Origin of the sequence: Georgenia alba, from assembly GCF_042665525.1 — a bacterium.
GTDB classification, from domain to species: Bacteria; Actinomycetota; Actinomycetes; order Actinomycetales; family Actinomycetaceae; genus Allobogoriella; species Allobogoriella alba.
Genome location: NZ_JBHTCQ010000004.1, coordinates 291,246 through 314,579 on the forward strand (window position 1 = coordinate 291,246; position 23,334 = coordinate 314,579).

Sequence of the window (23,334 nt, forward strand, 5' to 3'; positions counted from 1 at the left end):
CTCAGTCGTAGATCCCCTCGAGCTGCCAGCTTCCGCGCTCCAGCGCCAGGAGCATGGCAGGCACCCCCTCGGGGACCACCTGCACGTAGGCGCGGCGCCGCCCCTGGTCCGTCCACCATCGCTCGGCGCCGTGCCAGGGTCCGGCCCAGGCGAGCAACGGATACTCCCCCGCCCGTACCACCGGGGTGGCAGCCGTCCCGGTCTGCGCACGACCCGCGGGCGGGACCACCACACGGCGCGGGGCGGCACTGGTCGTTCCCCGCGCGTCGATGCGGACGAGCCCGCCCTCTGCGTCGAGCAGGCGTACGGGGACCGGCTCCCTGGGCACGGTCGCCGGCCACGGAGTCGGCACCTGCCCGGGCCAGGGAGCGTCGGTGCGACGCAGCGGGGTGGGGTCGTCACCCCAGGCCACGAGCCGGGCGGCGGCACGCGGGTCGCGACCGCCCTGGAGCACCGGGACGAGCACCCCCTCCGCGCCGAGCAGCCCCTGGACCCGCAACGCCGCCCGGCCTGCCTGGGCCTCGCCACGCCGGGCACGGCCCCACAGCCCGTCCTGCACCGCGCCGGCCGGGCTGACCTCCTGCGCCACCAGCTCGAGATGGGTCAACGGGGCGGAGGGTGGACGGCCGCTGCGGCCGGACAGCCACCCCTCGAGCTGCCAGCGCACCCGGTCGGTCAGCTCCGCGGCAGACGGCGCACCATCGATGGTCCAGGTCCGGACCAGCTCGGTACCGTCCTCGGTCCGGGCCGCCACCCGCAGCCGTGCGCAGACCACGCCACGCCGCAGCATCCTGCTCGCGAGCTGCTCGGCGAGCGCACGTGCGGCGAAGGCGGCGACGTCGGAGCGGTCGGCGGGCGGGTCGAGATCGGCCGCCGCGAGCACGTCGTCCTCGACCCGGCGCGCCGACGGCGGCACGGTGTCCAACCCTCTGGCGAGCCGGTGCATGGTCAGCCCGTGGCTGCCGAACCGGGCTGCGACGTCGCCGCTCTCGAGGGCGGCGTAGGTCCCGAGCGTCCGGATCCCAAGGCGGCGCAGCAGATCGACCAGGTCGGCCGTCTCCGCAGCTGCCCGGCGGGTCCCGGCGGCCAGGGTGAGGCAGCCGATCTCCTGCCCGGCGAGGAAGACGGTGGACTCCTCGGACGGGACGACGACGCCGGCCCGCGCGGCGAGCATCGCGGTGAGCAGCCCGTCGGCCACCCCGACCAGGCACTCGGCCCCGGTCTCCTCGGCCACCACGCCCACGAGGGCCTCGGCGAGCGCCCCCTCGGACCCGACGTGCCGGGCCGGCCCGCGGGCGAGGAAGACGACCATGCCCGGCCGCACCACCTCGACCTCTGCCACCACCGTCTCCACGGCCTGGACGAGCGGCTCGAACGCACGGGCGTCGCGGACCTCGTCGGCGGCCAGCAGCACGAGCTCGGGGCAGATCTGCTGGGCGCTGCGCCGCCGCATGCCACGACGGACCCCCGCGGCGCGGGCGGAGGCCGAGGCGACGAGCACGCCGCGGCCGGCGTGCACGGCGGCCGGGACCTCGGGATCGAGAAGCCCTTCGGCGACGGCGGCCACGACCGGCCAGTCCGGCACCCACAGCACCGCCCGGCGCACCGACTCGGACAGCTCGGGCGCCATGTCACACCGCCCGCAGCAGCCGTGGCGCCGGCTCGGGCCCGGGGGCGGCCACCGGGGCCGCGCCGGGCTCGGGCAGCAGTCCACCGGTTCCCACGCGCACCCGGACCTCCCGCGTCCCGGAGGCGCCGCCACGGCCGGTGGAACGCACCGTGAGCCGCTGCTGGGCGAGGTGCCCCCAGCCCTGTCCGAGCCCGTCCCAGCCGCCGCGGGTGGTGCGGAGCGCGAGATGCGCGCCAGGCCACTCGTGACTGCTCAGCAGGACGGCACCCCGGGCACGCACCCGGCTCACCAGCGACCGTCGGTCCCGCTCGCCGAGCGCGGGACATCGACCGATCACGAGCACGTCGAACCCGTCGGCGAGCGCCCCGACGACGGTGGATGCGTCCGGCCCGGGAGCGGGCACGACGGCGACGCGGTCCAGGGCGAGCCCGGCGGCGTGGGCGGCGCGCCAGCCGATGTGCGGCATGGCTGCGAGCGCGCTCCACCCACCGTCCGTGGCCGCGGCTGCGGCCACGGCGAGGAGCACCGAGGTGGACCCGGACACCTGGATCACGGAGCCACGAGCCATCGCACCGAAGGGGAACAGGGGCGCCAGCGCCGGCGGGACGGGCAGGGCGCGATCGTCGGCGCCCGGGGTGAGGGGGTCGGGCTCGGCCCCGGTGACCTGCCGGCCGCCGTCCTCCCCCTCGGGCGGGGTGAGGGTCGGGGAGGTGCTCAGCCCGGGACCGGCAAGCCGGGTCCGCAGCCCCGCGGCGGTCTCCGCCCTGGCCAGTGCGGCGCGCGCTGCGGTGAGCCGGGCGTCAGGTGACGCCTCTCGGCCCGGTCGGGAGGCGACGTCGTGCGGTACCGCGGTGAGCACGCCACCCTCCCTCCGCATAGAACGTATGTTCGAGATGTCCAGTGTTCGTCCGGACGCCGCCGCTGTCAACCGGCTCTCGCCCGGCTCCCGAAGGACTCGATCCTGGACCCGCCCACCCACATCCACGCGACCGGCCGCACGTGGGTGTGCGACACCACTCGACGCCACGACGCCGGCGGCGACGTGCCAGCGCACCGCCGAGAGCCGTAGGTTGGGGGCAGCACCAACCGACGACGGAAGGACTGCCGTGAACCTCGACCGCCCCCTCGCCCAGGACCCGTACGAGAAGCTCCCGACCGTGCCGTCGTTCGCGCTGACCTCGACGGACATCACCGACGGCGCGCCGCTGCCCGTGGCGCACACGCAGGACGGGGCGAACACCTCGCCGCAGCTGTCGTGGTCCGGCTTCCCGGAGGAGACCAAGGGGTTCGTCGTGACCTGCTTCGACCCGGACGCGCCGACGCCGTCGGGGTTCTGGCACTGGACGGTGGTGGACCTGTCCGCGGACGTCACCTCGCTCGCCCAGGGCGAGGGCGAGTCCGACCTCATGCTGCCCGGCGCGGCGTTCCACCTGCGCAACGACGGCGGCACGCACGCGTACGTCGGCTCGGCACCTCCCGAGGGCGACCGACCGCACCGGTACTACTTCGCCGTCCACGCGCTCGACACCGAGACCCTCGAGCTGGGCGAGGACGACTCCCCCACCAAGTGCGCCTTCATGACCCTCTTCCACACGGTGGCTCGCGCGACCCTCGTGGCCACCTACCAGCGGTGAGCCAGGAAGAGGCCGTCCCCGAGCCGACGCCGACCGGCGAGAGCCTCGGCGACCCGGCCGACCCGCTGCTCACCGACGCGACCAGGTACGGCACGCTGACCTGGGTCCCGTACCGGCGGCGGACCGACCTGCTGGCCGCTCCCGTGCTGGCCTGCCTCGAGGCCCTCGACCCCGACGTCTCGAAGTACGTCTACGTCACGGAGATCGACCCGGAGCTGGCGGACACGGCCGCGATGACCGAGGCGTACGAGCTGCCGCTCGAGGCGTCGTCGAACTGCGTGCTGGTGGCCGGCAGGCGCGAGGGACAGGAACGGGTGGCCGCGTGCGTGGTGCGGGCCACCACCCGCACGGACGTCAACACGACCGTCCGCAAGCTCCTCGACGTGCGCAAGGCGTCCTTCTGGCCGACCGAGCGTGCCGTCGAGGCGTCGGGCATGGAGTACGGCGGCATCACGCCCGTCGGGGTCCCGTCCGACTGGCGCCTGCTGCTCGACTCCCGCGTGCGGTCCGGCCCGTCGATCGTGGGGTCCGGCGTGCGCCGCTCGAAGCTGCTGATGCCGGGCGAGGTCCTGCAGGCCCTGCCCGGCGCGGAGGTCGTCGACGGACTGGCCAGACCGACCGGCTGAGCGAGCGGCTTCAGCGGCGCACGCGGTAACGCAGGTGCAGCACGCGCTCGCCCTGGACCGCCTCGGCCGGGTCCTGGAGCAGGACGGCGTCGGCGTGGTCGCCGAAGAACCGCTTGCCCTCGCCCAGGACCACCGGGGCGACGTCCATGAAGACCTCGTCGACGAGCCCGGCAGTGAAGGCCTGGCCACCGACGTCGCCCGCGCACACGCACACGAGGCCGTCACCGGCCAGCTCCGCGGCGCGTGCGATGCCGGACTCGACGGTGCCGGCGGTGTGGAACGGTGCGTCCGGGTGCTGCGCGAGCCACTCCTGCGGAAGCGGACGGTGCGTGACGACGACGAGATGGTCACCCGCCCCCGGGACACCGTTCCACCCGTTCGTCATGTCGAACAGGCGACGGCCGATCACCGTGACGGACACGGCGTCCCAGAACGGCTGGACGTAGTCGTGCGAGGCCTGCGAGACGTGGAAGGTCCAGCCGGCGTCGTTGGCGGTGAGCTCGACGTCGCCGTTGCCGTACCAGTCGAACAGCGGCCCCGGCATGTCGTCCGGCCGGGCGATGAAGCCGTCCACCGAGACGACGGCCTGCATGATCACGCGAGTCATGTCGAGCTCCTTGTCCGTAGTTGTTGTCAACCTTTCGGTTGATAACCACTGAACCAGCCCTCCGTACGGTTGTCAACCCATCGGTTGACAACATGTCCTCGCATCGCGATAGCGTTTCTTGCGTGCTGACCACGCTCGCCGTCCGCGGGTACCGCTCGCTGAGAGACGTCGTCCTCCCCCTCGGCCGGCTGACGGTGGTCACCGGGGCCAACGGTTCCGGGAAGTCGAACCTCTACCGGGCGCTCCGCCTCCTCGCCGCGACGGCGGGGGTGGGCGCCCCGGCCGCGCTCGCGCAGGAGGGCGGGCTGTCCTCCGCCCTGTGGGCGGGCCGGGAGTCCGGCGGGACCGGCGAGGGCACCCTCCGGAAGCGCCCGGTGCGGGTCGAGCTGGGCGTCGCCGGCGAGGACACCGGCTACCTCGTCTCGCTCGGCCTCCCGGCGCCGCCCGTCTCCGGGCCGTTCGTGCGGGACCCCGAGATCAAGGAGGAGGTCGTCTGGGCCGGTCCCCTGCTGCGCGCCGGGAGCATGCTCACGCACCGGAAGGGACCGCTCGTGCGCACCCGCGGCGAGGACGGCTGGGAGACGCTGACCTCCCAGGCCCGCGTGCACGAGTCGATGCTCGACCTGCTCGCCGATCCCGTGCGCACGCCGGAGATCCTCCGACTGCGGGAGGAGCTGCGCTCGTGGCGCCTGTACGACCACCTGCGCACGGACCCGGAGACGCCCGCCCGCGTGCCACGGGCCGGCTCGCGCACCTCCGCGCTCGCCGACGACGGAGCGGACCTCGCCGCCGCGCTGGCCACCATCGCCGACATGGGGCGCCACGACGCGCTCGAGCGGGCGATCGCCGACGCCTTCGACGCACGGCTCGAGATCCGGGCCGAGGACGGGATGTTCGAGGTGCTGCTCCACCAGCCGGGCCTGCTGCGCCCGTTGCGGGCCGCCGAGCTCTCCGACGGGACGCTCCGTTTCCTCATGGTGGCGGCCGCGCTGCTCACCCCGCGCCCGCCGCAGCTGGTGGTGCTCAACGAGCCCGAGCAGTCCATGCACGTCTCGATGCTGCCGGCCCTGGCGCGGCTGGCGGTCGGCGCGGCCGCGCAGACCCAGGTGGTCGTGGTCACCCACTCCGAGGCGTTGGCCCGGGCGGTGGACGCGGACGGGACGGAGGCAGAACCGGCGGACGGGGACGGAGTCGGGGAGCGCGTCGTGCAGATCGAGCTGGAGAAGCTCGACGGCGAGACGACGGTGGCGGGCCAGGAGGGACCGCTGGACCGGCCAGCATGGCGCTGGCCGTAGGCCGACCGTCCGCCTCCGCGGCCGAGTACCGTGGCGTCATGAGCACGGCGAGTGAGTCGCAGTTCCTGCGGCTGCTGCGCGAGCAGATCGGCCACGAGTTCGACGCGCATCAGCAGTACGTCGCCATCGCGGTGTGGTTCGACGGGCAGGACCTGCCGCAGCTGGCGCGTCACTTCTACCGCCAGGCGCTCGAGGAGCGGAACCACGCGATGATGATCGTGCAGTACATGCTCGACCGCGGTCTCGACGTGGAGATCCCCGGCGGCTCCACCGTGCGGAACGACTTCACCCGGGTGACCGAGCCGCTGCAGCTCGCGCTGGACCAGGAGCAGCAGGTGACCGGGCAGGTCGAGGCGATCTTCCGGGCCGCCCGGGAGGAGAACGACGTGCTCGGTGAGCAGTTCATGCTCTGGTTCCTGGAGGAGCAGGTCGAGGAGGTCGCCTCGGCGACCACCCTGCTCACCGTGGCTCAGCGCGCCGGCGAGAACCTCTTCGACCTGGAGAACTTCGTGGCCCGCGAGCAGATCGGTGACGAGGGCGCCCCCGACGGGGCGCCCGCGGCGGCCGGCGGCGCACTGTAGAGCGCACGTAGGGCCCGGCGCCGAGCACCGCCGGCGGCCGTAGGGTGACCGCGTGTTCCACGTCGTCTTCTACGAGCCCCGGATCCCGCCGAACACGGGCAACGCGATCCGCCTGGCCGCGTGCACGGGGACCACGCTCCACCTCGTCGAACCGCTCGGCTTCGAGCTGACCGACGCGCACCTGCGACGGGCCGGCCTGGACTACCACGACCTGGCGGACGTCGCCGTCCACCGCGATCTCGACGCCGCCCTCGCGGCCCTGCCGGGGCGGGTCTTCGCGTTCACCGGCAAGGCGACCCGGAGCTTCGCCGACGTCCGGTACGAGCCGGGTGACGCCCTCCTCTTCGGCCCTGAGCCGACGGGCCTGCCGGACGAGGTCCTCACCGACGACCGCCTGACGGACCGTCTGCGCATCCCGATGGTGCCGGCCGTCCGGTCGTTGAACCTCGCCAACTCGGCCGCCGTCGCGGTCTACGAGGCGTGGCGCCAGCACGGCTACGCCGGCGGGGCGTAGCGAGACGTCACGCCGAAACGGTGACGACGGCGGCCAGAGCCTCTCCCCCGGCGCCGCCACACGGCCACGCCGCCGCTACGACACGCCGCCGCTACGACGCGGCCTGCTCCTGGGTGCCGTACCGCTTGGCGGCCCGGGCCCGGGCCTTCTCGGCCTCGACCTCGCGGTCCTTCGGCGGTGCGGTGGTGACCAGGTCCTCGAGCAGGTGGTGCGTGATGTGCGCGACCTCGTGGACGGCGCGGTCGAAGGCCTCCTGGTTGGCCTTCGACGGCTTGTTCATCCCGGAGACCTTCCGCACGTACTGCAGGGCTGCGGCCTCGATCTCCTCCGACGTCGCGGCGGGGGCGAAGTTGTGCAGGGTTCGGATGTTGCGGCACATGCGCTCAGCCTCCCACGCGCCCGCGCGGAGATGAAGGGTGAGGCGCAGGAGGCCGTCCGCCCGACCAGCGGAAGCTGTCGGCGTTCGCGCGTCAGGCAGGGCGCGCCCCTTGTGCTGCCGGTCCGCCGTCGTCGTCGAGGCGGGCGACCCGCCGCGGGCCGGCGATCTGCCGGTAGGAGCTGTCCAGCAATTCCGCGATCTCCTGCCAGTCCACATCCTCCGCGGCGGTCCCGCCGGACGCCAGGTCGAGGCCGATCCAGCCCGAGGGACCGTAATAGGCGGGCACGAACGTCCGCGGGTCCTCGGCGAGCGCCCGGCGGTCGTCCTCGTCCGGCAGCAGCACCAGGCCGTGGTCGTACATCACCCGGGTCGCGGCCGGGCCCTTGGTGCCCGAGCCGTACACGGCGAACACCTTGCCGGCCCGGAAGTTCGGGCGACCGTGGGAGACGAACTCCTCGGCCTCCGGGAACGCGAGGGCGACGGTACGCAGCCGGGCGAGGTAGGGATCGTCGTCGTCGAACATGATCGGGTGCGGCACCCGGCCAGCGTAGATGGCGCCGAGTCCGGGTCGGTAGATTGCCGGAGGTGACCTCCTGGCGGCTGGTCGACCAGCGTCCCCTGTTCGACATGCTTGCCGAGGCACGGATCTGCCGCGGCGTCCTGGGCGTGAGCGATCCCGACGTGTTCCACGCCGACGGCCGGTGGCAGATGCTCCTCGGGGCGTTCACGACCCGGCTGACCGTCCGCATCGTGCTCGCCCGGCTCCCCGTGGGGGCCCCGGTCGTCGAGGACGGCTGGGCGTTCGTCACCGACCGGCGGGGACATGCCGTGACCATCGGGAGCCCGCCGCGCCGACGCAGCTGGGACGGCGGCGGGATGCACACCCCGAACCGGGTCGCCGGGACCGTGGCCGGCGAGCCGGTGGAACGGATCTACTACGCCGGACAGCCGGCGGGGCGCACCGGCCTCGGCCGCAACCGGTACGCGATCGGCGCTCTCGTGCGGGACGCCGAGACGTGGCGACGGTACGACCACCCGGTCCTGGAGGGGGACGCCCGGCGGCCGAGCGCGTTCGAGCCCTACGTGCTGTGCACCGACGGCCGCTGGCGGATGTGGTACCTCTCTGCGCCGGGCGAGGTCGAGCCCGGCGAGCGGCCGGACTACGAGCTGCGGTACACCGAGAGCGACGACGGACTGCGGTGGGAGCCCGCCGAGACGTTCTCCTCGACCGCCGAGGGGTACTTCGACAACACGGTGGTGCGGACACCGGCGGGCTGGCGGATGGTGCTGGCCCGTGGGACCAACCTCCACGGCACCGAGCCGTACCCCGCACAGGGCCTGTGGCTGACCGAGGCGGGCGACCTGCCGGGCGGCCGTGCCGCGTGGGGCGGCATCGACCGGCTCCTCGACACCGATGCCTCGCCGACGCCGTGGTACGCCGCCGGCCTGTGCGGCCCGGCGGTCGTCCTGGACGGCGAGGACACGATGCACGTCTTCGCCACCGGGACCTACGCGCGGACGTCCTGGTGGCGGACGAGCCTGTCCCGTCTGCGGCGGGGCCGGCGGCCGCCGCCACCGTCGCCGTTCTACCTCGCCACGGGTCGGTTGACGTTCACGCGCGCCTGACGAGGGCCCCGTCAGCCTCCCGAGCCGCCCAGCTGGTCCAGGAACTCGCTCACCCCGCCGAACTGCCCGAGGCCCTCGCGGAGGATCAGGAATCCGAGGATGGCGACGATCCACGGCATCCAGTCGCCCGCCGACTTCATCAACCAGGCGTTCACCCGCACCAGAAGCGGCTCGACAAGGCGATGCGCAACCATCCTGAGGCCGAGCAGCACGAGTGCCGGGGCCAGCATGAGCAGGCAGTAGGCCGCCATGAGGCCCACGTGCGTGACCGGCGCGAGGTCGGCGTCCGTCATGATCCCGATCGCGATGAGGTACGGCAGCAGGGTGGCGACCTCGATCGTGGTCGCGGTCAGGGCCAGCGCCATCAGTGGTCGCGCCGACCCGTGCTCGGCGCTCATGACGCGCTCGCGCCACCGCATGAGACGCCCGCCGGAGCCCTCCCCGGCGGCCTTGCGACGCCGGTCCATCGGAAAGCTGACCGCGATGAGCGCGGCGCCGACGACCACGAGGACCATGGCACCGGCGTCGGTGGCGAGCCACGCCTGGACGTCGGCCAGGAACAGCCGCGCACCGGCCGACAGCACCAGGCCCACCACGAAGTAGAAGACGCCCACGGTCCCGAGGTAGACGAGCAGGCGGCCGGGCCGCGGACGTCCGGCGGCCAGCAACAGCCAGATCGGGATGAGCAGCGTGCCGAAGCTCGTCGAGTCTGCGAGTGCGAGCAGCGCCAGCATCCCGAGGGTCGCGATCTCCATGCCACCACCCTCGCGCGGGACGCGCGGGCACACGTCCGGCGGACGGCGGACCCGGTGGACCGGCGCGTACATCCTTCGACCTACCCGCGTCCGCGCCGAGTGTGCTGGGATCGCGTCATGGCACGGCCGGGACAGCAGCGGGCCGCGGCGGAGGAACACGTCCCCGTCGCGATCGACGACTGGGTGCTGCCGAGCCTGCCCTACCGTTCGGTGCGCGGCGACGTCGTCATGGCCCTGGGCATCCTGCTCATCGGCGTCATGGTGGCGGTCACCGGCTTCGGGCGCGGCCCGGCCCCCGAGGGAGGCCCTCTGGTGCCGCTGCTGGCGGCCGTGGTGGCCGCGTCGTCCCTGCTGGCCAAGCGGCGGTGGCCGGTGGTGGCGTGCGTCGGCTGCGGGGCCGCGCTGGTGGGCGAGACAGCCCTCGTCGGCGCCGGGCTCAACCTCGCGCTGCTCATCGCGCTCTTCGACGCCCTCTACGCCGCCGCGCTCGTGGGCAGGCCGTGGGAGCGGCGCACGATCCTGGTTGGGTGCACCGTCGCCGGAGCGGTCCTCGTGGCCTCGAGCCGGGGAGACGCGGACGACCGGATCCAGGTGGTGCTCTCCCTGGTGGCCCTGCTCGGCTCGCCACTGTTCATCGGCACGGCCAGCCGGCAGCGCGAGGAGCTGATCCAGGCCGAGAAGGCCCGTGCGGCGGCGGAACGTCAACGGGCGGACGCCGTGCTGCGCGCGGCGACGGCGGAGAGGGAGCGGGCCGTCCGGTCCGAGCGCGCGACGCTCGCCCGAGACCTGCATGACGCCGTGGCGGCCCACCTCTCGGCGATCGCGCTGCAGTCGGCGGCCACCTCGCGCGCGTCGGGCGACACCGCGTCGGCGATGCGGGCGGTGCGCGAGTCGAGCCTGGAGGCCCTCGCCGAGCTCCGCCAGCTCATCGACGTCCTCAACGCCGAGGATCCCGGCGACCTGCCGCTCAAGGTCCCGCCGGGGATCGAGGAGACCGGCATCCTGCGTGGCGATGCCGAACGGCTCGGCGTCGCGCTCGAGCTCGAGGTGGACGCGCCGCGGGAGGACCTCACCACGGCGACCTCGCACGTCCTCATGCGGATCGCGCGGGAGGCCGTGGTGAACGCCGCCCGGCACGCACCCGGTGCCCCGCTCCGCCTCACCGTCCGCGCCGAGGACGAGGGCGTCCTGCTGACGGCAAGCAACCCACTGCCGGACGAACGCCCGGCTGCGGATCCCTCGAGCCCGCAGGACACGTCCGGCGGCCTCGGCACCGTCATCATGACCGAGCAGGCCGCCGCGGTCGGCGGCCGGTGCGACGCCGGACCGTCCGACGACGGGACGTGGGTCGTCCGTGCGACCGTGCCTCGCCACCGGTCCCCGGTGGTGCCGTCGTGAGCCCGATCCGGGTGGTCATCGCCGACGACCACGCCGCCGTGCGCGCCGGGCTGGGGGCCGTGCTGGCCGCCGACGACGGGATCACGGTGGTGGGCGAGGCCGCGGACGGCCGGTCCGCCGTCGTGCAGGCCCGCTCGTTGCGGCCGGACGTGGTCCTCATGGACATGCGCATGCCGGGTGTGGACGGCGTCCAGGCGACCGCGGAGATCGTCGAGGGACGGCTCGCGGCGGTCCTGGTGCTGACGACGTTCGACATCGACGAGTACGTCGACGGCGCTCTGGAGGCCGGTGCGGCGGGCTACCTGATCAAGTCGGTCGAGCCGGAGGACCTGGTCGCGGCCGTGCGCCGGGTGGCCAGCGGCGACGGCGTGCTCGCCCCCGAGGTGACCGCCCGGGTCCTCGAACGGTTCCGGGAGCGGCGCCGCGAGGGTCCGCCGTCGCCGCCGCCGTCCCTCGAGGAGCTGACCACCCGCGAACGTGAGGTGCTCGCCGGGCTCGGTCGCGGCCTGTCGAACGCGCAGCTCGCCGAGGAGCTCGGCATCTCCGAGGCGACGGCCAAGACCCACGTCTCCCGGGTGCTGGCGAAACTGAACCTGCCCACCCGGATGCGCGCCGCCGTCGTCGCCCGCGACGCGGGGCTCTAGTGCACGAGATCGACCAGTCGGCACATCACTGACGAGCCAGTCACGTGCGCGTCAGAGGTGCATAGGCTTTCGTTATGGACGGACGCATCGTTGACGAGCGCGACACGCAGTGGGAAGCGACTGCGGCCGCCTATCGCGTCGCGATCCACCGGACAAACGGAGAGATCACAACCCACGAGTTCGATTCCTCCGATCTCGCGGACGTGCTCGTTTGGTCTAGGCATACGGCAGGCGACAACCGCTACAGCGTTGCAGCTGTGGTTTGAGGGACAGACCGAGGGGTAGGAGTCGTCTACCTCACGCCTCCACCACTCAGCTAGCCGAGAGGCATCGACCGGTTGGCGTACCGCGATACTTCCCACTCAAGATCCGTCGATCGGCGAGTCCTACGCGTTGATGGGTCGCTTGGTGCTACACATCCTTGCCGCGGAAGACCTGCCCTCCCCCCTTCACCCGAGCACCCGGCGTGTCATCAACGTCCTACCCCGCAACAGCCAGGCGGAGGACGTCCGCATCTCCGAGAAGGTCTCCGGATGCGACGGCCTGGTCCACGGAAAGGGCACCGGTTACGAGGGAGACGACCGTGTCCGGCGCGGCCTTCAGGACGGTCCGCGGCCGCTCGTCGGTTCCGATTCCTGCACTCGGACCGTCCCCGTCGATACGAAGAACGATGAGCAGGTCCTCCACCTCGAAGCCGATCTCCACGGGAGGCACTGCGGTCCTGCCTCGGAGCATGGCTGGCAGGGCGAGCGTCAGCCATCGCGGCCGGAACGCGTCGTCACCCCGCCCCGCCGCCAGCAGCGGAGCGCCCCACCGTCCGAGCCCCTCCATCGGCTCCCTGAGCTCTTCGCCCCAGGGTGTCAGTCCGTAGAGGACTCCCGTGTCTCCCAGTCGACGTTCGACCACTCCGGCTGACTCCAGCGTCCGGAGGCGCTCGGCCAGGAGGTTGCTCGCCACGCCAGGGAGGGACGACTTCAACTCGCTGTACCGCAGCGGCCCGGGCAGCAGCTCGCGCACGATCAGGAGATTCCAGCGATCTCCCACGACGTCGAGGGCCCGTGCCAGACCGCAGAACTGACCGTAGGAGCGCCCGACTGAGGTTTTTACGTTCTCAACCATGGTTGATAATATCAACCGCACACTCAGGAAGCCACACATCGCACGGCCCTGAATTGAATCGGGGCAAGAAAGGGCTGCGCAATGGAGATCAGCTGGTTCGGTGCCGCGATCGCGTTCGTAGCGGGCATGGTCGTGGCGTTCATCTGGTACCAGAAGGGCCCCATCGCGAACGCCTGGGAGCGGCTGACGGGCGTGACGCCGGAACGCTCGCGACCGGCACGCACGAGGAACATGACCCAGTTGGCCATCGCGAACCTCGTGACCGCCGTCGGCCTCGCTGCGGGAATCTCGATCGTGTCGGAGGCTACCGGCGACGACTCCGCAGGGCTGGCACTGCTGGTCGGCTCCGCCGCGTGGCTGACTCTGTCGGCCACCACGCTCTTGCAACACAACGCCTTCGAGCTGAAGCCCGCGAAGCTGACCATCATCAACGCCGGCTACCAGCTCGCCATGTTTCTGGCGATGTCACTCGTGATCGGGCTGCTGTAGCCCCGTGCGCAGGCGTATCGGCGTTGATCGCCTTGCCGTTGATCGCCTGGCCAATGCCTCGACGCATGAATCGTTCGTGAGAGATTCTCGGCCTGGTCGGGCGTCAGGTCTGAAACCGTACGCGCCGGCTGGCTACCTACCGCGTCGCGTAGAACGCGACGGCCGATGCGGCCGCGACGTTGAGCGAGTCGACGCCGTGCATCATCGGGATCGTCACCCGACGGTCGAGCACGCGGTCCGTCTTGGCCATCAGGCCATGCCCCTCGCTGCCGAGGACCAGCGCCAGGTCCTCGTGCTTCTCGGCCACCAGGTCGTCTAGGCTGATCGCCCCTTCGCCGAGCGTCAGCCCGGCGACCACATATCCGGCATCCTTGAGTTGCTGCGCGTTTGCCGGCCAGCTCTCGGTGCGCGTCCATGGGACCTGGAAGACCGCACCCATGGAGACACGCACGCTGCGTCGGTAGAGCGGGTCGGCACACGTCGGGGTCACCAGGATCGCGTCGACCCCCATCGCCGCGGCTGACCTGAAGCACGCGCCGACGTTCGTATGGTCCACCAAGCCCTCGAGCACCGCGATCCGCGATCGTCGCCGCGTCTCTGAGGCAGGCTCGGGCTTCCCGTCCGCTTCCCCACGTGCTGAGGCCAGCAGGTCGGCCACTCCGTGCAGCGGCGGTCGGTGCATGGCGGCCAGCGCGCCACGGTGCAGATGGAACCCGGTGATGGCACGCAGCACCGGCTCCTCGGCCACGAAGACCGGCGTCTCACCGCCGTCCGGGGCTCCGCAGGCGGACTCGATCACCGGTGACATCGTCTCGAGCCACTTCTCGGCCATGAGGAAGGACCGCGGGCGGTGGCCCGCCGTGACCGCCCGGCGGATCACCTGGGTGCTCTCGGCGATGTACAGACCCTTCTCAGGCTCGTGCTTCGAGCGCAGCGCGACGTCGGTGAGGTTGGTGTAGTCGGCCACCCGTTCGTCGGCGGCGGTGGTGAGCGTGATGAGCATGGCGGACCGACGGTACCCCGCTACCTCACTACCTCTCCTCGACCACTGGTGCGGCGAACTGCGCCCGGTACAACCGGGCGTAGGCGCCGTCGGCCGCGAGCAGCTGCTCGTGCGTGCCCTGCTCGACGATCCGGCCCCGCTCCATGACGAGGATGACGTCGGCGTCGCGGATGGTCGAGAGCCGGTGGGCGATGACGAAGCTCGTCCGTCCCTGCCGGAGCCGGTTCATGGCCTGCTGCACCAGGACCTCGGTCCGGGTGTCGACCGAGCTCGTGGCCTCGTCCAGGATGAGGATCTGGGGGTCCGAGAGGAACGCCCGGGCGATCGTGATGAGCTGCTTCTCGCCCGCGGAGACGCCGCCCCCTTCGTCGTCGATCACGGTCTCGTAGCCGTCCGGCAGCGAGTGGGCGAAGCGCTCCACGCCGGCCGCCTCGGCCGCGGCGCGGATCTCGGCCTCGGTGGCGCCGTCGCGCCCGAAGGCGATGTTCTCGGCGATGGTGCCCTGGAAGAGCCAGGTGTCCTGCAGCACCATGCCGATGGGCTCGCGCAGGTCCGCGCGGGTCATCTCGCGGGTGTCCACCCCGTCGAGGAGGATCCGCCCGCCGTCGATCTCGTAGAAGCGCATGACGAGGTTGACGAGGGTGGTCTTCCCGGCGCCAGTCGGCCCGACGACGGCGACCGTCTGGCCCGGCTCCACGCGCTGGGTCAGCCCGTCGATGAGCGGCACGTCCGGCGCGTACCGGAAGCTCACGTCCTCGAAGATCACCTCGCCGCGGATCGTCGCCGGGCGGCGTCCCGGATCGGGGTCCGGGCGCATCTCCTCCGCGTCCATGAGCTCGAAGATCCGCTCGGCGGAGGCGACGCCGGACTGGGCGAGGTTGGCCATCGAGGCCAGCTGGCCCAACGGCTGGCTGAACTGACGGGAGTACTGGATGAACGCCTGGACCTCACCGAGGGTGAGGGCGCCGGAGGCGACCCGCAGACCACCGACGACGGCGACCAGAACGTAGTTCAGGTTCGCCAGGACCTGCATCGCCGGCATGATCGTGCCGGAGATGAACTGGGCCTTGAAGCTGGCGCGGTAGAGCCGCTCGTTCTCCCTCGTGAACGCCTCCGCGAAGGCGTCTTGGCTGTTGAAGGCGGTGACGACCTCGTGCCCGGTGAACGCCTCCTCGACCTGACCGCTGAGGTCTCCGGTGGCCCGCCACTGCCCGACGAAGTGGGGCTGGGCGCGCTTGGCGATCAGCGCCGTCGCGACGGCGGACAACGGCACCGTCACCAGCGCGATCAGCGCGAGCTGCCAGGAGATGTACACCATCATCCCGAGCACGCCGAGGACGGTCAGCACGGAGATGATCGCCTGCGACAGCGTCTGCTGAAGCGTCTGGGTGAGGTTGTCGATGTCGTTCGTGACACGGGAGAGGGTGTCGCCACGGGCCCTGCTGTCCAGGTGCGAGAGCGGCAGCCGGTCGATCTTCGCCTGGACGTCCCGCCGCAGCCGGTAGCCCACCCGCTGGATGACGCTCGCCAGGACGAATCCCTGCAGCCAAAGCAGGAGCGCGCTGCCGAGGTAGACGGCGAGGACCCCGAGCAGGATCCGTCCGAGCAGCGCGAAGTCGATGCCGACACCCGGCGTGACGTCCATGCCGGAGACCATGTCCGCGACCTGCCCCTGGCCGGCGGCACGGAGCGCCTCCACGGCCTCCGCCTGCGTGGTCCCGACCTGGAGCATCTGCCCGACGAAGCCGTTGAAGACCACGTTGGTCGCATCACCGAGCAGCTTGGGGGCGAGGACCTGGAGGAACACCGCGCCGGCACCGAGCACGACGCAGGCCAGGAGCCACCGGCGCTCTCCGCGGAGATGTCCGACCAGGCGTCGCACGGTCGGGCCGAACTGCTTCGACCGCTGGTTCGGCGCGATCCCGGGCCCCATGCTCATGCCGCCTCCTCCGCGCTGAGCTGGGAGTAGACGATCTCGCGGTAGGTCTCGGAGGTCTCCATCAGCTCGGTGTGCGTCCCGAGCCCCACCACCGCGCCGTCGTCGAGCACGACGATCTGGTCGGCGTCCCTGATGGAGGCGACGCGCTGCCCGACCACGAGGATCGTCGCCCCGCCCGTCGCCGCCGGCAGGTCAGCGCGCAGCCGCGCGTCCGTGGCGAAGTCCAGGGCCGAGAAGGAGTCGTCGAAGAGGTAGACGTCCGCCGGGCGCAACAGGGCACGGGCGATGGCGAGCCGCTGCTTCTGGCCGCCGGAGAAGTTCGAGCCGCCCTGCTCCACGGGCGCCTCCAGGCCGGCCTCGAGCGCCTCGACGAAGTCGCGGGCCTGCGCGAGCTCCAACGCCCGCCACAGCTGCTCGTCGGTGGCGTCCGGCCGACCGTGCCGCAACGTGGAGGCGACGGTGCCGGAGAACAGGTACGCCTTCTGCGGGACGACGGCGACGCGTTCGCGCAGCTCGCCGGGGTCGAGCTCGCGCACATCGATCCCGCCGACGCGCACCGCGCCCGCGGTGACGTCGATGAGCCGCGGGACGAGGTTGACGAGCGTGGACTTGCCGGAGCCGGTGGAGCCGATGACTGCCGTCGTCGTGCCCGGGCTCAGCCGGAGAGTGACGTCCCGCAGCACCGGCTCGTCGGCGCCCGGGTAGCCGAAGGTGGCACCGTCGAGCTCCACCGTGAGCCCGCGACCGCGGCCCGGTTCCGGCAGGCTGCGCGGCCGCTCCGGCGCCAGAATCGCCGGCTCGACGTCCAGGACGGCGCGGACGCGCCCGGCGGCCACCTCCGCGCGCGGCACCATCATGAACATCATCACGGCCATCATCACGGCCATGAGGATCTGCAGGAGGTAGCTGAGGAACGCGATCAGGGCGCCCGGATCCATGTCACCGGCGTCGATCCGGCCGGCGCCGAACCAGACGACTGCGACGGACGAGGCCCCGATGATGAGCTGGACCAGCGGGAAGAGCAGCGCCATGACGCGGCCGACGCCCAGCGCCGTGCCGTACAGCTCCTGGTTGGCACCCTCGAACCGGTCTCGTTCGGTCGGCTGCCGGTTGAACGAGCGCACCACCCGCACGCCGGAGATCTGCTCGCGCAGGACGAGGTTGATCCGGTCGATGCGCTGCTGCATCTGCCGGAACAGCGGGCCCATCCGGCGGATCCCGAGCGCGAGGACCACCAGCAGGACCGGCACCACCACGAGCAGCAGGGCCGAGAGGCCGATGTCCTGGCGCAGCGCCATGATCACGCCACCGATCATGTTGATCGGGGCCATGACCATGATGGTGAACGTCATGGCCGTCACCATCTGGATCTGCTGGACGTCGTTCGTGCTGCGGGTGATGAGCGACGGCGCACCGAACCGGCCGACCTCGGCCGCGGAGAACCGCTGGACCTTCCCGAATACGGCCGCACGGATGTCCCGGCCCGCGGCCATGGCGGCGCGTGAGCCGAAGTAGACGGCCGCGATCGCGCAGATGCCCTGGACCACGGACACGCCGAGCATCACGACGCCGATGCGCAGGATGTACCCGGTGTCGCCGACGATCACGCCGTGGTCGATGATGTCGGCGTTGAGGCTGGGCAGCGTCAGCGCGGCGAGCGACTGGACCAGCTGCAGCACGACGACGGCGACCACGGCACCGCCGTAGGGGCGCAGGAAGCGCCGCAGCAGCGAGACGAGCATCAGGCCTTCTTCGTGATCCGTGGCCGCGCGCGACGCGGCCCGGCCACTCTAGTTCCGAACCGCGGCGTGGCGCTCGCGCCTACTGCTGGGGCGGCGGCCCGCCCTGCTGGGGCGGCTCCCCACCCTGCTGCGGCGGCCTGTTCGGCGGCGGGGCGAAGCGTGCGCCGTCGTCGGGCCGGCCGGTCGGCGCGGCCGGGCCACTCGACCCGGCCGGCGACTGCCCCTGCGGACGGGCCTCGGTCGGTCGCTGGCCGGCCTCGGCGGACCGGGACGGCCGCGCCCCGCTGTGCTCGCCGGCGGTCGACGCCTCCGACGTCGCCTGCTCCGCCTCGCCACGTGCCTCGGCGAGCGCCTCACCCGGGTCCTGCAGCGTGGTCTCCTGCAGCGCCGTCGCGACGCCGGAGTCCTCGTCGCCGAAGTCCACCGTCGGGTGCGGTTCGTCGTCGGCGTCGCCGCTCCCGCCGACGGAGGGACCGCCGAACCCGCGGGAGATGCCCTGGAGGGCCGCGGTGAACTCGGTGGGCACCACCCACATCTTGGAGGAGCTCCCGTTGGCGATCTCCGGCAGCATCTGCAGGTACTGGTAGGCCAGCAGCCGGCTGTCGGGCTTGCCGCGGTGGATGGCGTCGAAGACCTGCAGGATCGCGCGGGACTCACCCTGCGCCTTGAGGATCGCAGACTGCGCCTGGCCCTCGGCCCGCAGAATGGCCGACTGCTTCTCACCCTCGGCGGTGAGGATCTGCGACTGCTTGACACCCTCGGCGGTGAGGATCGCCGCACGCCGGTCGCGCTCGGCGCGCATCTGCTGCTCCATCGCGCCCTGCACGGAGGCGGGCGGGTCGATGGCCTTGAGCTCGACCCGGTTGACGCGGATGCCCCAGCGGCCGGTGGCCTCGTCGAGCACGCCGCGCAGCTGACCGTTGATCTGGTCGCGGCTGGTCAGCGTCTGCTCGAGGTCCATCGAGCCGATGACGTTACGCAAGGTGGTGACCGTCAGCTGCTCGATACCCGTGACGTAGTTCGCGATCTCGTAGGTGGCGGCCTTGGGGTCGGTGACCTGGAAGTAGATGACGGTGTCGATGTTGACCGTGAGGTTGTCGGAGGTGATCACCGGCTGCGGCGGGAAGGAGACCACCTGCTCACGCAGGTCGACACCCGAGCGCACCTTGTCCACGAAGGGGATGAGCAGGTGCAGGCCGGCGTACATCGTCGCCTGGTACTTGCCCAGGCGTTCGACGATCAGCGCGACGGCCTGCGGCACGATCCGGACGGCGCGCCACACCGTCACCGCCGCGAAGATGAGCAGGACGACCGCGATGATCGTCAGGACGGTGCCCCCCAGGGTGTCTCCCATGATGTTCCCTCGTCTGTCGAGATGTGCGTCGGTCGTTGTGGTTCGTGCTGCGCTGGTCAGTGGTGGGGCTGCGAGGCCTCGCCGACCCCGGTGTGCTGCTGCTCGCGCAGCCGCACGCTGTCGATCTGGATCCCGCGGCGGGCACTCTCGGCCCCGGCTCGGGACCGCACGTCGCTCGCGACCGCCTGGAGGGCGGCACGCAGGTCCTCCGAGTCCATCGGCTCACCGGACCTGCGCAGCGCGTCCACGACGAGCCGCTCGAGGAACGCGCCGTGGTCGGTCTCACCCTGGGTGAAGGCCACCGGGTCGACGACTCGGAACATCACCTCGCCGTCGGCCCGCACCACGAGACGGTCGCGGGCCACGACCGGGACGCCGGAGAGTCGCAGGGCCTGTTCCCGCATGTCCACCGTCCCTCGGGCGCGGTCGAGGAACGGGACGAGCAGATGCACCCCCGGCGTGAGCGTGCGCCGTGCGCCGCCCCGCTCGACGACGAGCGTGCGTGCCGCCGGCACGACCTTCACCGCGCTGATCAGCAGGACGACGACGAGCAGCAGGAGGCCGAGCGACAGCCAGATCTCCATGCTCATGTCCTTCCCTCGCTCAGACGCCGTAGCCGGGGTACGGGGTCTGGTCGGTCACGGTCTGGTCGGGAACCGGCTCGACGACGGCCGTGGCGCCGTCGATGCGCACGACGCGGACGGTCGAGTCCACGGGGAGCACCGCCCCCTGCTGGACGGCACGGGCCGACCACACCTCGCCGGCGAGCTTGATCCGGCCGGCACGCTCGGTGACGTCCGAGACCACGGTCGCCTCGCGGCCCACGTGCGCGGCCACGTTCGTCACGGTCTCCGGCGAGGACCGCTCGAGGAACTCCTTGGCCCACGGGCGCACGAGGAAGAGCAGCACGACCGAGACGACGGCGACGACCACGAGCTGGACCCAGAACGGCGCGCCGATGAGGGAGACGAGGACGCCGGCGAGTGCTCCGCCGGCGAGCATCAGGAAGATGAGATCGACCGTCAGCATCTCGATGACGCCGAGGATCAGGGCCGCACCGAGCCACCACAGCCAGGCCATGTCCCCTCCTCGATACCGTCCCTGCTCCGTGGCGACCTGCGACGACGCAGGTCGCGGCCCATGCGGGCCTACCGCCCGATCCTACCGATCCGCGGGCTCGCTGTGGCCCTGCCCACAGGTCACGACGCGCCGCCGGCGGCCCGTGCGCTGTAGCGGTCCCGGTGCCGCTCGACCTCGAGCTCCAGCCCGAATGCCTGGGAGAGGTGCTGCGGCGTCATGACGTCGGCGATCGGCCCGGCGGTCACCACCCCGCCGTCGCGCAGGAGCAGGGCGTGCGTGAACCCGGAGGGGATCTCCTCGACGTGATGGGTCACCAGGACGATGACGGGCGACCGGCCGTCGGCGGCGAGCTCGGACAGCGCGCTCATCAGCTCCTCGCGGCCGCCGAGGTCCAGGCCCGCGGCCGGCTCGTCGAGGAGGAGGACCTCCGGGTCCGGCATGAGCGCGCGGGCGATCTGCACGCGCTTGCGCTCCCCGGAGCTGAGGGTGCCGTACGTCCGCCCGGCCAGGTGGCCCACGCCGAAGACGTCGAGGAGGGACCGGGCGCGCTCCAGGTCGAGCTCCTCGTACTCCTCGCGCCAGCGGCCGGTGATCCCGTAGGAGGCCGTGACGACGACGTCCGCGACGCGCTCGCCGAGGGGCAGGCGCTGGTCGAGGGCCGCGGAGGAGAGCCCCACGAGGGGGCGCAGCTCGGACAGGTCCGTGCGTCCGACCTGCTCACCGATGATGGAGACAGTGCCGGAGGTCGGGTGCAGCCGGCCGGCCACCAGCTGGATGACGGTGGTCTTCCCCGCCCCGTTGGGTCCCAGCACCACCCACCGGTCGCCCTCGTCCACCGACCAGCTGACGTGGTCCAGGAGCAGCTTGTCGCCGCGACGGACCGAGACGTCGTTCAGCTCGAGCACATCACCCATGGCTCGACCCTATGGCAGAACACGCGGTGCCCGAGCCCTCCGCGGGGGCGGGTCTCTACCCTGGTCACCGTGTCCGGCCACCCGACCCTCAGACTGCCCGCATCGGTGACGCTCGCGCTGTGGGTGCCGGTCGTGGACGGTCCGGAGACGGCCCGCCGGGCCGCCCGGGCCGTCGCCGGACCCGACGTGCACCGCGTGCGTGAGCGCGGCCCGCTGCTGACCGGGGCGACCACACTCGAAGAGCTCCTCCTCGAGCTGACGCCGGTCGGCGAGGTCGGTGCCGTACTGCCCCGCCCGGGTGACCCGATGGGTGCCCCCGCGGTCCGGTCGGCGGACCTGCTCGAGGCCGGCGAGGGTGTCCTCCTGCGGCGCCCGGACGGGACCGGCGAGCGGTGCGCGGTGCTCGTTCCGGAGATCGAGGTCTTCGGCAGCGTGCTGGAGCCGGGGGCGATCGTCACGTGGCACGTCGACCACGACCTGACCGAGCAGCTGCCCGTCCCGAGCCTGCTGCTGGCCGGTATCGACTCCCTCTCGCACGCGCGCCGGCAGATCCAGCTCGCTCTCACCGAGGCGGTGGAGGCGCTCGAGGAGCTCGACGTCGCCCGGGACCGCCCCGACCTCGCGGACCAGATCCTCGACCTCTCGCTCGCCACCCTGCCCGACGAGCTTCTCCCGACGGACCTGGACCCGAGGCAGGTGGATGTCCTCGAACGTGCCGCGCGGGTCCTCACGATCGTCGAGCTGGCCACCGGTGACGACGGCGCCGCCGTCACCGCCGTGCAGGCGGGTGCGCGCGCGCAGACGCTCGCCGAGGTGGCGACGGCGGCCCGGCACGCCCTCGCTGCGGCCAGCGCGACCCGTCTGGCGGGCTAGGCGAGGCCCTGCACCCGGAACTGCATCGAGTGGTACACCGCGTTGGTCGTGGTGTTCCACTGGCTCACCGTCATGTGCAGGTCGGCGAGCGTGGAGCCCGGGATGATGTACGGGCCGTAGAGCTGGGCGACGTGGGTGTCGTCCTCCTGGCCCCACTCACCGCCGTGGATGAGTGTCGTCCGCGGCGCGACGGTCAGATCGTCCGTCGGGGTGTTCAGCACCATGGCGTCGATGCGGTAGTCGGCCTCGCTGAAGCCGGTGAACAGCCACTTCCCGTCGATCGGCCGCAGGCACATCTCGCCCCACCGGCCGCCGAGGATGACGGCGGCGCTCTCCCCGGGCGAGCCCCACCGCCACCGGGTGCCGTCCCAGACCCACGGCTCGTAGGCGGCCGCGTTGCCGAGCTCGGTCTCCCGGATCCGGTTCAGGACGATGCCCTTGTCCCGCTGGAAACCGGTGCCGAAGGCGTAGACGTAGCCGTCGTTGCCCCGCCCCCAGGTGATGCACTGGAAATGGCCGCCGTCCTTGTCGGCCGGCAGGTTCAGACCGGTGTGCTGCCACGTGGCGCCCGAGTCGTCGGACCGCCAGACCTCCGTCCAGCGGACCATGCCGAACTCCGGCCCGTTGACGATGGCGTGCAGGTACATGGTCCCGCCGATGGTGATGACGTCGGAGGGGATCACGGTCTGGATGTAGCCGTCGTGCTCGTAATGCCAGAGCTGGGCGGCGACGTCACCGCCGACCGCGGCGTCGAAGGTCACGCCGGCGGCGAGGTCGGTGGTCCCGGACCACAGGGCGACCGGCGAGCGCCAGTTCGCACCGCCGACGTGGTCGGCCCAGGTGTCCCCGAAGACGTAGATCGTGCGCCCGTCCGGGCACTGCGCAGGGATGCCGAGGTCGGTGGCTCCGATGCCGAACTGCACCGGTGTCTGCGTGCCGATGAGGTCCTTGATCTTGGTGACGGTCGGTGCGGCCGCGGCACTGGTGGCCGGTCCGTAGGCGGTGGCGAGTCCCGCGCCGGCGACGGCCCCGAGGGTGCCGTGCAGGACGGTTCGGCGGGACAGGGCTCGCCGCCCCGTGGGGGGTGTCGGGGTGGTCGGCTCGGCGTGGTCCGCGGGCTGGCGGTGCATCG

Annotated in this window: 26 protein-coding genes; 11 read left to right on the forward strand and 15 right to left on the reverse strand. The window is 72.2% G+C overall.

Annotation, left to right across the window (positions count from 1 at the left end):
- Position 1 precedes the first annotated feature (1 nt).
- Both ACFQQL_RS17315 and ACFQQL_RS17320 read right to left on the reverse strand, forming a co-directional pair.
- Positions 2 to 1,630: a Y-family DNA polymerase gene (locus ACFQQL_RS17315; protein ID WP_382396409.1), complete on the reverse strand. Its 1,629-nt coding sequence runs from the start codon at positions 1,628 to 1,630 to the stop codon at positions 2 to 4.
- Between the two features lies 1 nt (position 1,631).
- On the reverse strand, positions 1,632 to 2,507 hold the full coding sequence (locus ACFQQL_RS17320; RefSeq protein WP_382396410.1) for a hypothetical protein: 876 nt from the start codon (positions 2,505 to 2,507) through the stop codon (positions 1,632 to 1,634).
- Positions 2,508 to 2,736: 229 nt separating this feature from the next.
- Here ACFQQL_RS17320 and ACFQQL_RS17325 point away from each other — a divergent pair, with 229 nt between their 5' ends.
- Together ACFQQL_RS17325 and ACFQQL_RS17330 are read left to right on the forward strand one after the other, a co-directional pair.
- Entirely contained in the window at positions 2,737 to 3,264 is a 528-nt protein-coding gene (locus ACFQQL_RS17325; RefSeq protein WP_382396411.1) for a YbhB/YbcL family Raf kinase inhibitor-like protein, read from the forward strand.
- A 65-nt stretch (positions 3,265 to 3,329) separates the two neighbouring features.
- A complete protein-coding gene (locus ACFQQL_RS17330) occupies positions 3,330 to 3,890 on the forward strand; it encodes a YbaK/EbsC family protein (protein WP_382396497.1) in 561 nt (186 codons plus the stop codon).
- A gap of 10 nt (positions 3,891 to 3,900) precedes the next feature.
- Here the strand turns inward: ACFQQL_RS17330 and ACFQQL_RS17335 are convergent, their stop codons facing one another.
- Positions 3,901 to 4,497: a dihydrofolate reductase family protein gene (locus ACFQQL_RS17335; protein WP_382396412.1), complete on the reverse strand. Its 597-nt coding sequence runs from the start codon at positions 4,495 to 4,497 to the stop codon at positions 3,901 to 3,903.
- 122 nt (positions 4,498 to 4,619) lie between these two features.
- Here ACFQQL_RS17335 and ACFQQL_RS17340 point away from each other — a divergent pair, with 122 nt between their 5' ends.
- Genes ACFQQL_RS17340 through ACFQQL_RS17350 form a run of 3 tightly spaced genes read left to right on the forward strand, consistent with a single transcriptional unit; the run spans position 4,620 to position 6,887 of the window.
- Complete coding sequence (locus ACFQQL_RS17340; protein WP_382396413.1) at positions 4,620 to 5,792, forward strand: AAA family ATPase; 1,173 nt, start codon at positions 4,620 to 4,622, stop codon at positions 5,790 to 5,792.
- Between the two features lie 38 nt (positions 5,793 to 5,830).
- Positions 5,831 to 6,373: a ferritin gene (locus ACFQQL_RS17345; protein ID WP_382396414.1), complete on the forward strand. Its 543-nt coding sequence runs from the start codon at positions 5,831 to 5,833 to the stop codon at positions 6,371 to 6,373.
- 52 nt (positions 6,374 to 6,425) lie between these two features.
- On the forward strand, positions 6,426 to 6,887 hold the full coding sequence (locus ACFQQL_RS17350) for a tRNA (cytidine(34)-2'-O)-methyltransferase (RefSeq protein ID WP_382396415.1): 462 nt from the start codon (positions 6,426 to 6,428) through the stop codon (positions 6,885 to 6,887).
- Positions 6,888 to 6,978: 91 nt separating this feature from the next.
- Here the strand turns inward: ACFQQL_RS17350 and ACFQQL_RS17355 are convergent, their stop codons facing one another.
- The gene (locus ACFQQL_RS17355) at positions 6,979 to 7,266 is read right to left on the reverse strand and encodes a DUF2277 domain-containing protein (RefSeq protein ID WP_382396416.1); all 288 of its coding nucleotides are present in this window, start codon (positions 7,264 to 7,266) and stop codon (positions 6,979 to 6,981) included.
- Positions 7,267 to 7,357: 91 nt separating this feature from the next.
- Positions 7,358 to 7,804, reverse strand: coding sequence for an MmcQ/YjbR family DNA-binding protein (locus tag ACFQQL_RS17360; protein WP_382396417.1), 447 nt, complete (start codon positions 7,802 to 7,804; stop codon positions 7,358 to 7,360).
- A gap of 47 nt (positions 7,805 to 7,851) precedes the next feature.
- Between ACFQQL_RS17360 and ACFQQL_RS17365 the strand changes: the two genes are divergently transcribed.
- A complete protein-coding gene (locus tag ACFQQL_RS17365; protein ID WP_382396418.1) occupies positions 7,852 to 8,892 on the forward strand; it encodes a hypothetical protein in 1,041 nt (346 codons plus the stop codon).
- 11 nt (positions 8,893 to 8,903) lie between these two features.
- Here the strand turns inward: ACFQQL_RS17365 and ACFQQL_RS17370 are convergent, their stop codons facing one another.
- On the reverse strand, positions 8,904 to 9,647 hold the full coding sequence (locus tag ACFQQL_RS17370; RefSeq protein WP_382396419.1) for a GAP family protein: 744 nt from the start codon (positions 9,645 to 9,647) through the stop codon (positions 8,904 to 8,906).
- 117 nt (positions 9,648 to 9,764) lie between these two features.
- Between ACFQQL_RS17370 and ACFQQL_RS17375 the strand changes: the two genes are divergently transcribed.
- The 3 genes from ACFQQL_RS17375 to ACFQQL_RS17385 all read left to right on the forward strand — a co-directional run bounded on the left by ACFQQL_RS17375 (position 9,765) and on the right by ACFQQL_RS17385 (position 11,955).
- Positions 9,765 to 11,045, forward strand: a complete 1,281-nt coding sequence (locus ACFQQL_RS17375) for a sensor histidine kinase (RefSeq protein WP_382396420.1) — start codon at positions 9,765 to 9,767, stop codon at positions 11,043 to 11,045.
- The gene (locus tag ACFQQL_RS17380; protein ID WP_382396421.1) at positions 11,042 to 11,689 is read left to right on the forward strand and encodes a response regulator; all 648 of its coding nucleotides are present in this window, start codon (positions 11,042 to 11,044) and stop codon (positions 11,687 to 11,689) included. Before ACFQQL_RS17375 ends, ACFQQL_RS17380 begins: the two co-directional genes overlap by 4 nt.
- 74 nt (positions 11,690 to 11,763) lie before the next feature.
- A complete protein-coding gene (locus ACFQQL_RS17385; protein WP_382396422.1) occupies positions 11,764 to 11,955 on the forward strand; it encodes a hypothetical protein in 192 nt (63 codons plus the stop codon).
- 214 nt (positions 11,956 to 12,169) lie between these two features.
- Here ACFQQL_RS17385 and ACFQQL_RS17390 read toward each other — a convergent pair whose 3' ends face one another.
- The gene (locus ACFQQL_RS17390; RefSeq protein ID WP_382396423.1) at positions 12,170 to 12,808 is read right to left on the reverse strand and encodes a winged helix-turn-helix transcriptional regulator; all 639 of its coding nucleotides are present in this window, start codon (positions 12,806 to 12,808) and stop codon (positions 12,170 to 12,172) included.
- Between the two features lie 81 nt (positions 12,809 to 12,889).
- Here ACFQQL_RS17390 and ACFQQL_RS17395 point away from each other — a divergent pair, with 81 nt between their 5' ends.
- The gene (locus ACFQQL_RS17395) at positions 12,890 to 13,297 is read left to right on the forward strand and encodes a DUF1761 domain-containing protein (protein WP_382396424.1); all 408 of its coding nucleotides are present in this window, start codon (positions 12,890 to 12,892) and stop codon (positions 13,295 to 13,297) included.
- 136 nt (positions 13,298 to 13,433) lie between these two features.
- Here the strand turns inward: ACFQQL_RS17395 and ACFQQL_RS17400 are convergent, their stop codons facing one another.
- The 7 genes from ACFQQL_RS17400 to ACFQQL_RS17430 all read right to left on the reverse strand — a co-directional run bounded on the left by ACFQQL_RS17400 (position 13,434) and on the right by ACFQQL_RS17430 (position 21,329).
- Positions 13,434 to 14,300, reverse strand: coding sequence for a TrmH family RNA methyltransferase (locus ACFQQL_RS17400; protein WP_382396425.1), 867 nt, complete (start codon positions 14,298 to 14,300; stop codon positions 13,434 to 13,436).
- A gap of 28 nt (positions 14,301 to 14,328) precedes the next feature.
- On the reverse strand, positions 14,329 to 16,239 hold the full coding sequence (locus tag ACFQQL_RS17405) for an ABC transporter ATP-binding protein (protein ID WP_382396426.1): 1,911 nt from the start codon (positions 16,237 to 16,239) through the stop codon (positions 14,329 to 14,331).
- A complete protein-coding gene (locus ACFQQL_RS17410) occupies positions 16,236 to 17,981 on the reverse strand; it encodes an ABC transporter ATP-binding protein (RefSeq protein WP_382396427.1) in 1,746 nt (581 codons plus the stop codon). Before ACFQQL_RS17410 ends, ACFQQL_RS17405 begins: the two co-directional genes overlap by 4 nt.
- A gap of 79 nt (positions 17,982 to 18,060) precedes the next feature.
- Positions 18,061 to 19,335: an SPFH domain-containing protein gene (locus ACFQQL_RS17415; RefSeq protein ID WP_382396428.1), complete on the reverse strand. Its 1,275-nt coding sequence runs from the start codon at positions 19,333 to 19,335 to the stop codon at positions 18,061 to 18,063.
- Between the two features lie 56 nt (positions 19,336 to 19,391).
- Positions 19,392 to 19,919, reverse strand: coding sequence for an SPFH domain-containing protein (locus ACFQQL_RS17420; protein WP_382396429.1), 528 nt, complete (start codon positions 19,917 to 19,919; stop codon positions 19,392 to 19,394).
- 19 nt (positions 19,920 to 19,938) lie between these two features.
- Positions 19,939 to 20,415: an NfeD family protein gene (locus ACFQQL_RS17425; protein ID WP_382396430.1), complete on the reverse strand. Its 477-nt coding sequence runs from the start codon at positions 20,413 to 20,415 to the stop codon at positions 19,939 to 19,941.
- A gap of 119 nt (positions 20,416 to 20,534) precedes the next feature.
- A complete protein-coding gene (locus ACFQQL_RS17430) occupies positions 20,535 to 21,329 on the reverse strand; it encodes an ABC transporter ATP-binding protein (protein ID WP_382396431.1) in 795 nt (264 codons plus the stop codon).
- A 69-nt stretch (positions 21,330 to 21,398) separates the two neighbouring features.
- Here ACFQQL_RS17430 and ACFQQL_RS17435 point away from each other — a divergent pair, with 69 nt between their 5' ends.
- Positions 21,399 to 22,202, forward strand: coding sequence for a hypothetical protein (locus ACFQQL_RS17435; RefSeq protein WP_382396432.1), 804 nt, complete (start codon positions 21,399 to 21,401; stop codon positions 22,200 to 22,202).
- Here ACFQQL_RS17435 and ACFQQL_RS17440 read toward each other — a convergent pair.
- Complete coding sequence (locus tag ACFQQL_RS17440; protein ID WP_382396433.1) at positions 22,199 to 23,332, reverse strand: DUF4185 domain-containing protein; 1,134 nt, start codon at positions 23,330 to 23,332, stop codon at positions 22,199 to 22,201. The genes ACFQQL_RS17435 and ACFQQL_RS17440 overlap by 4 nt on opposite strands.
- Positions 23,333 to 23,334 lie beyond the last annotated feature (2 nt).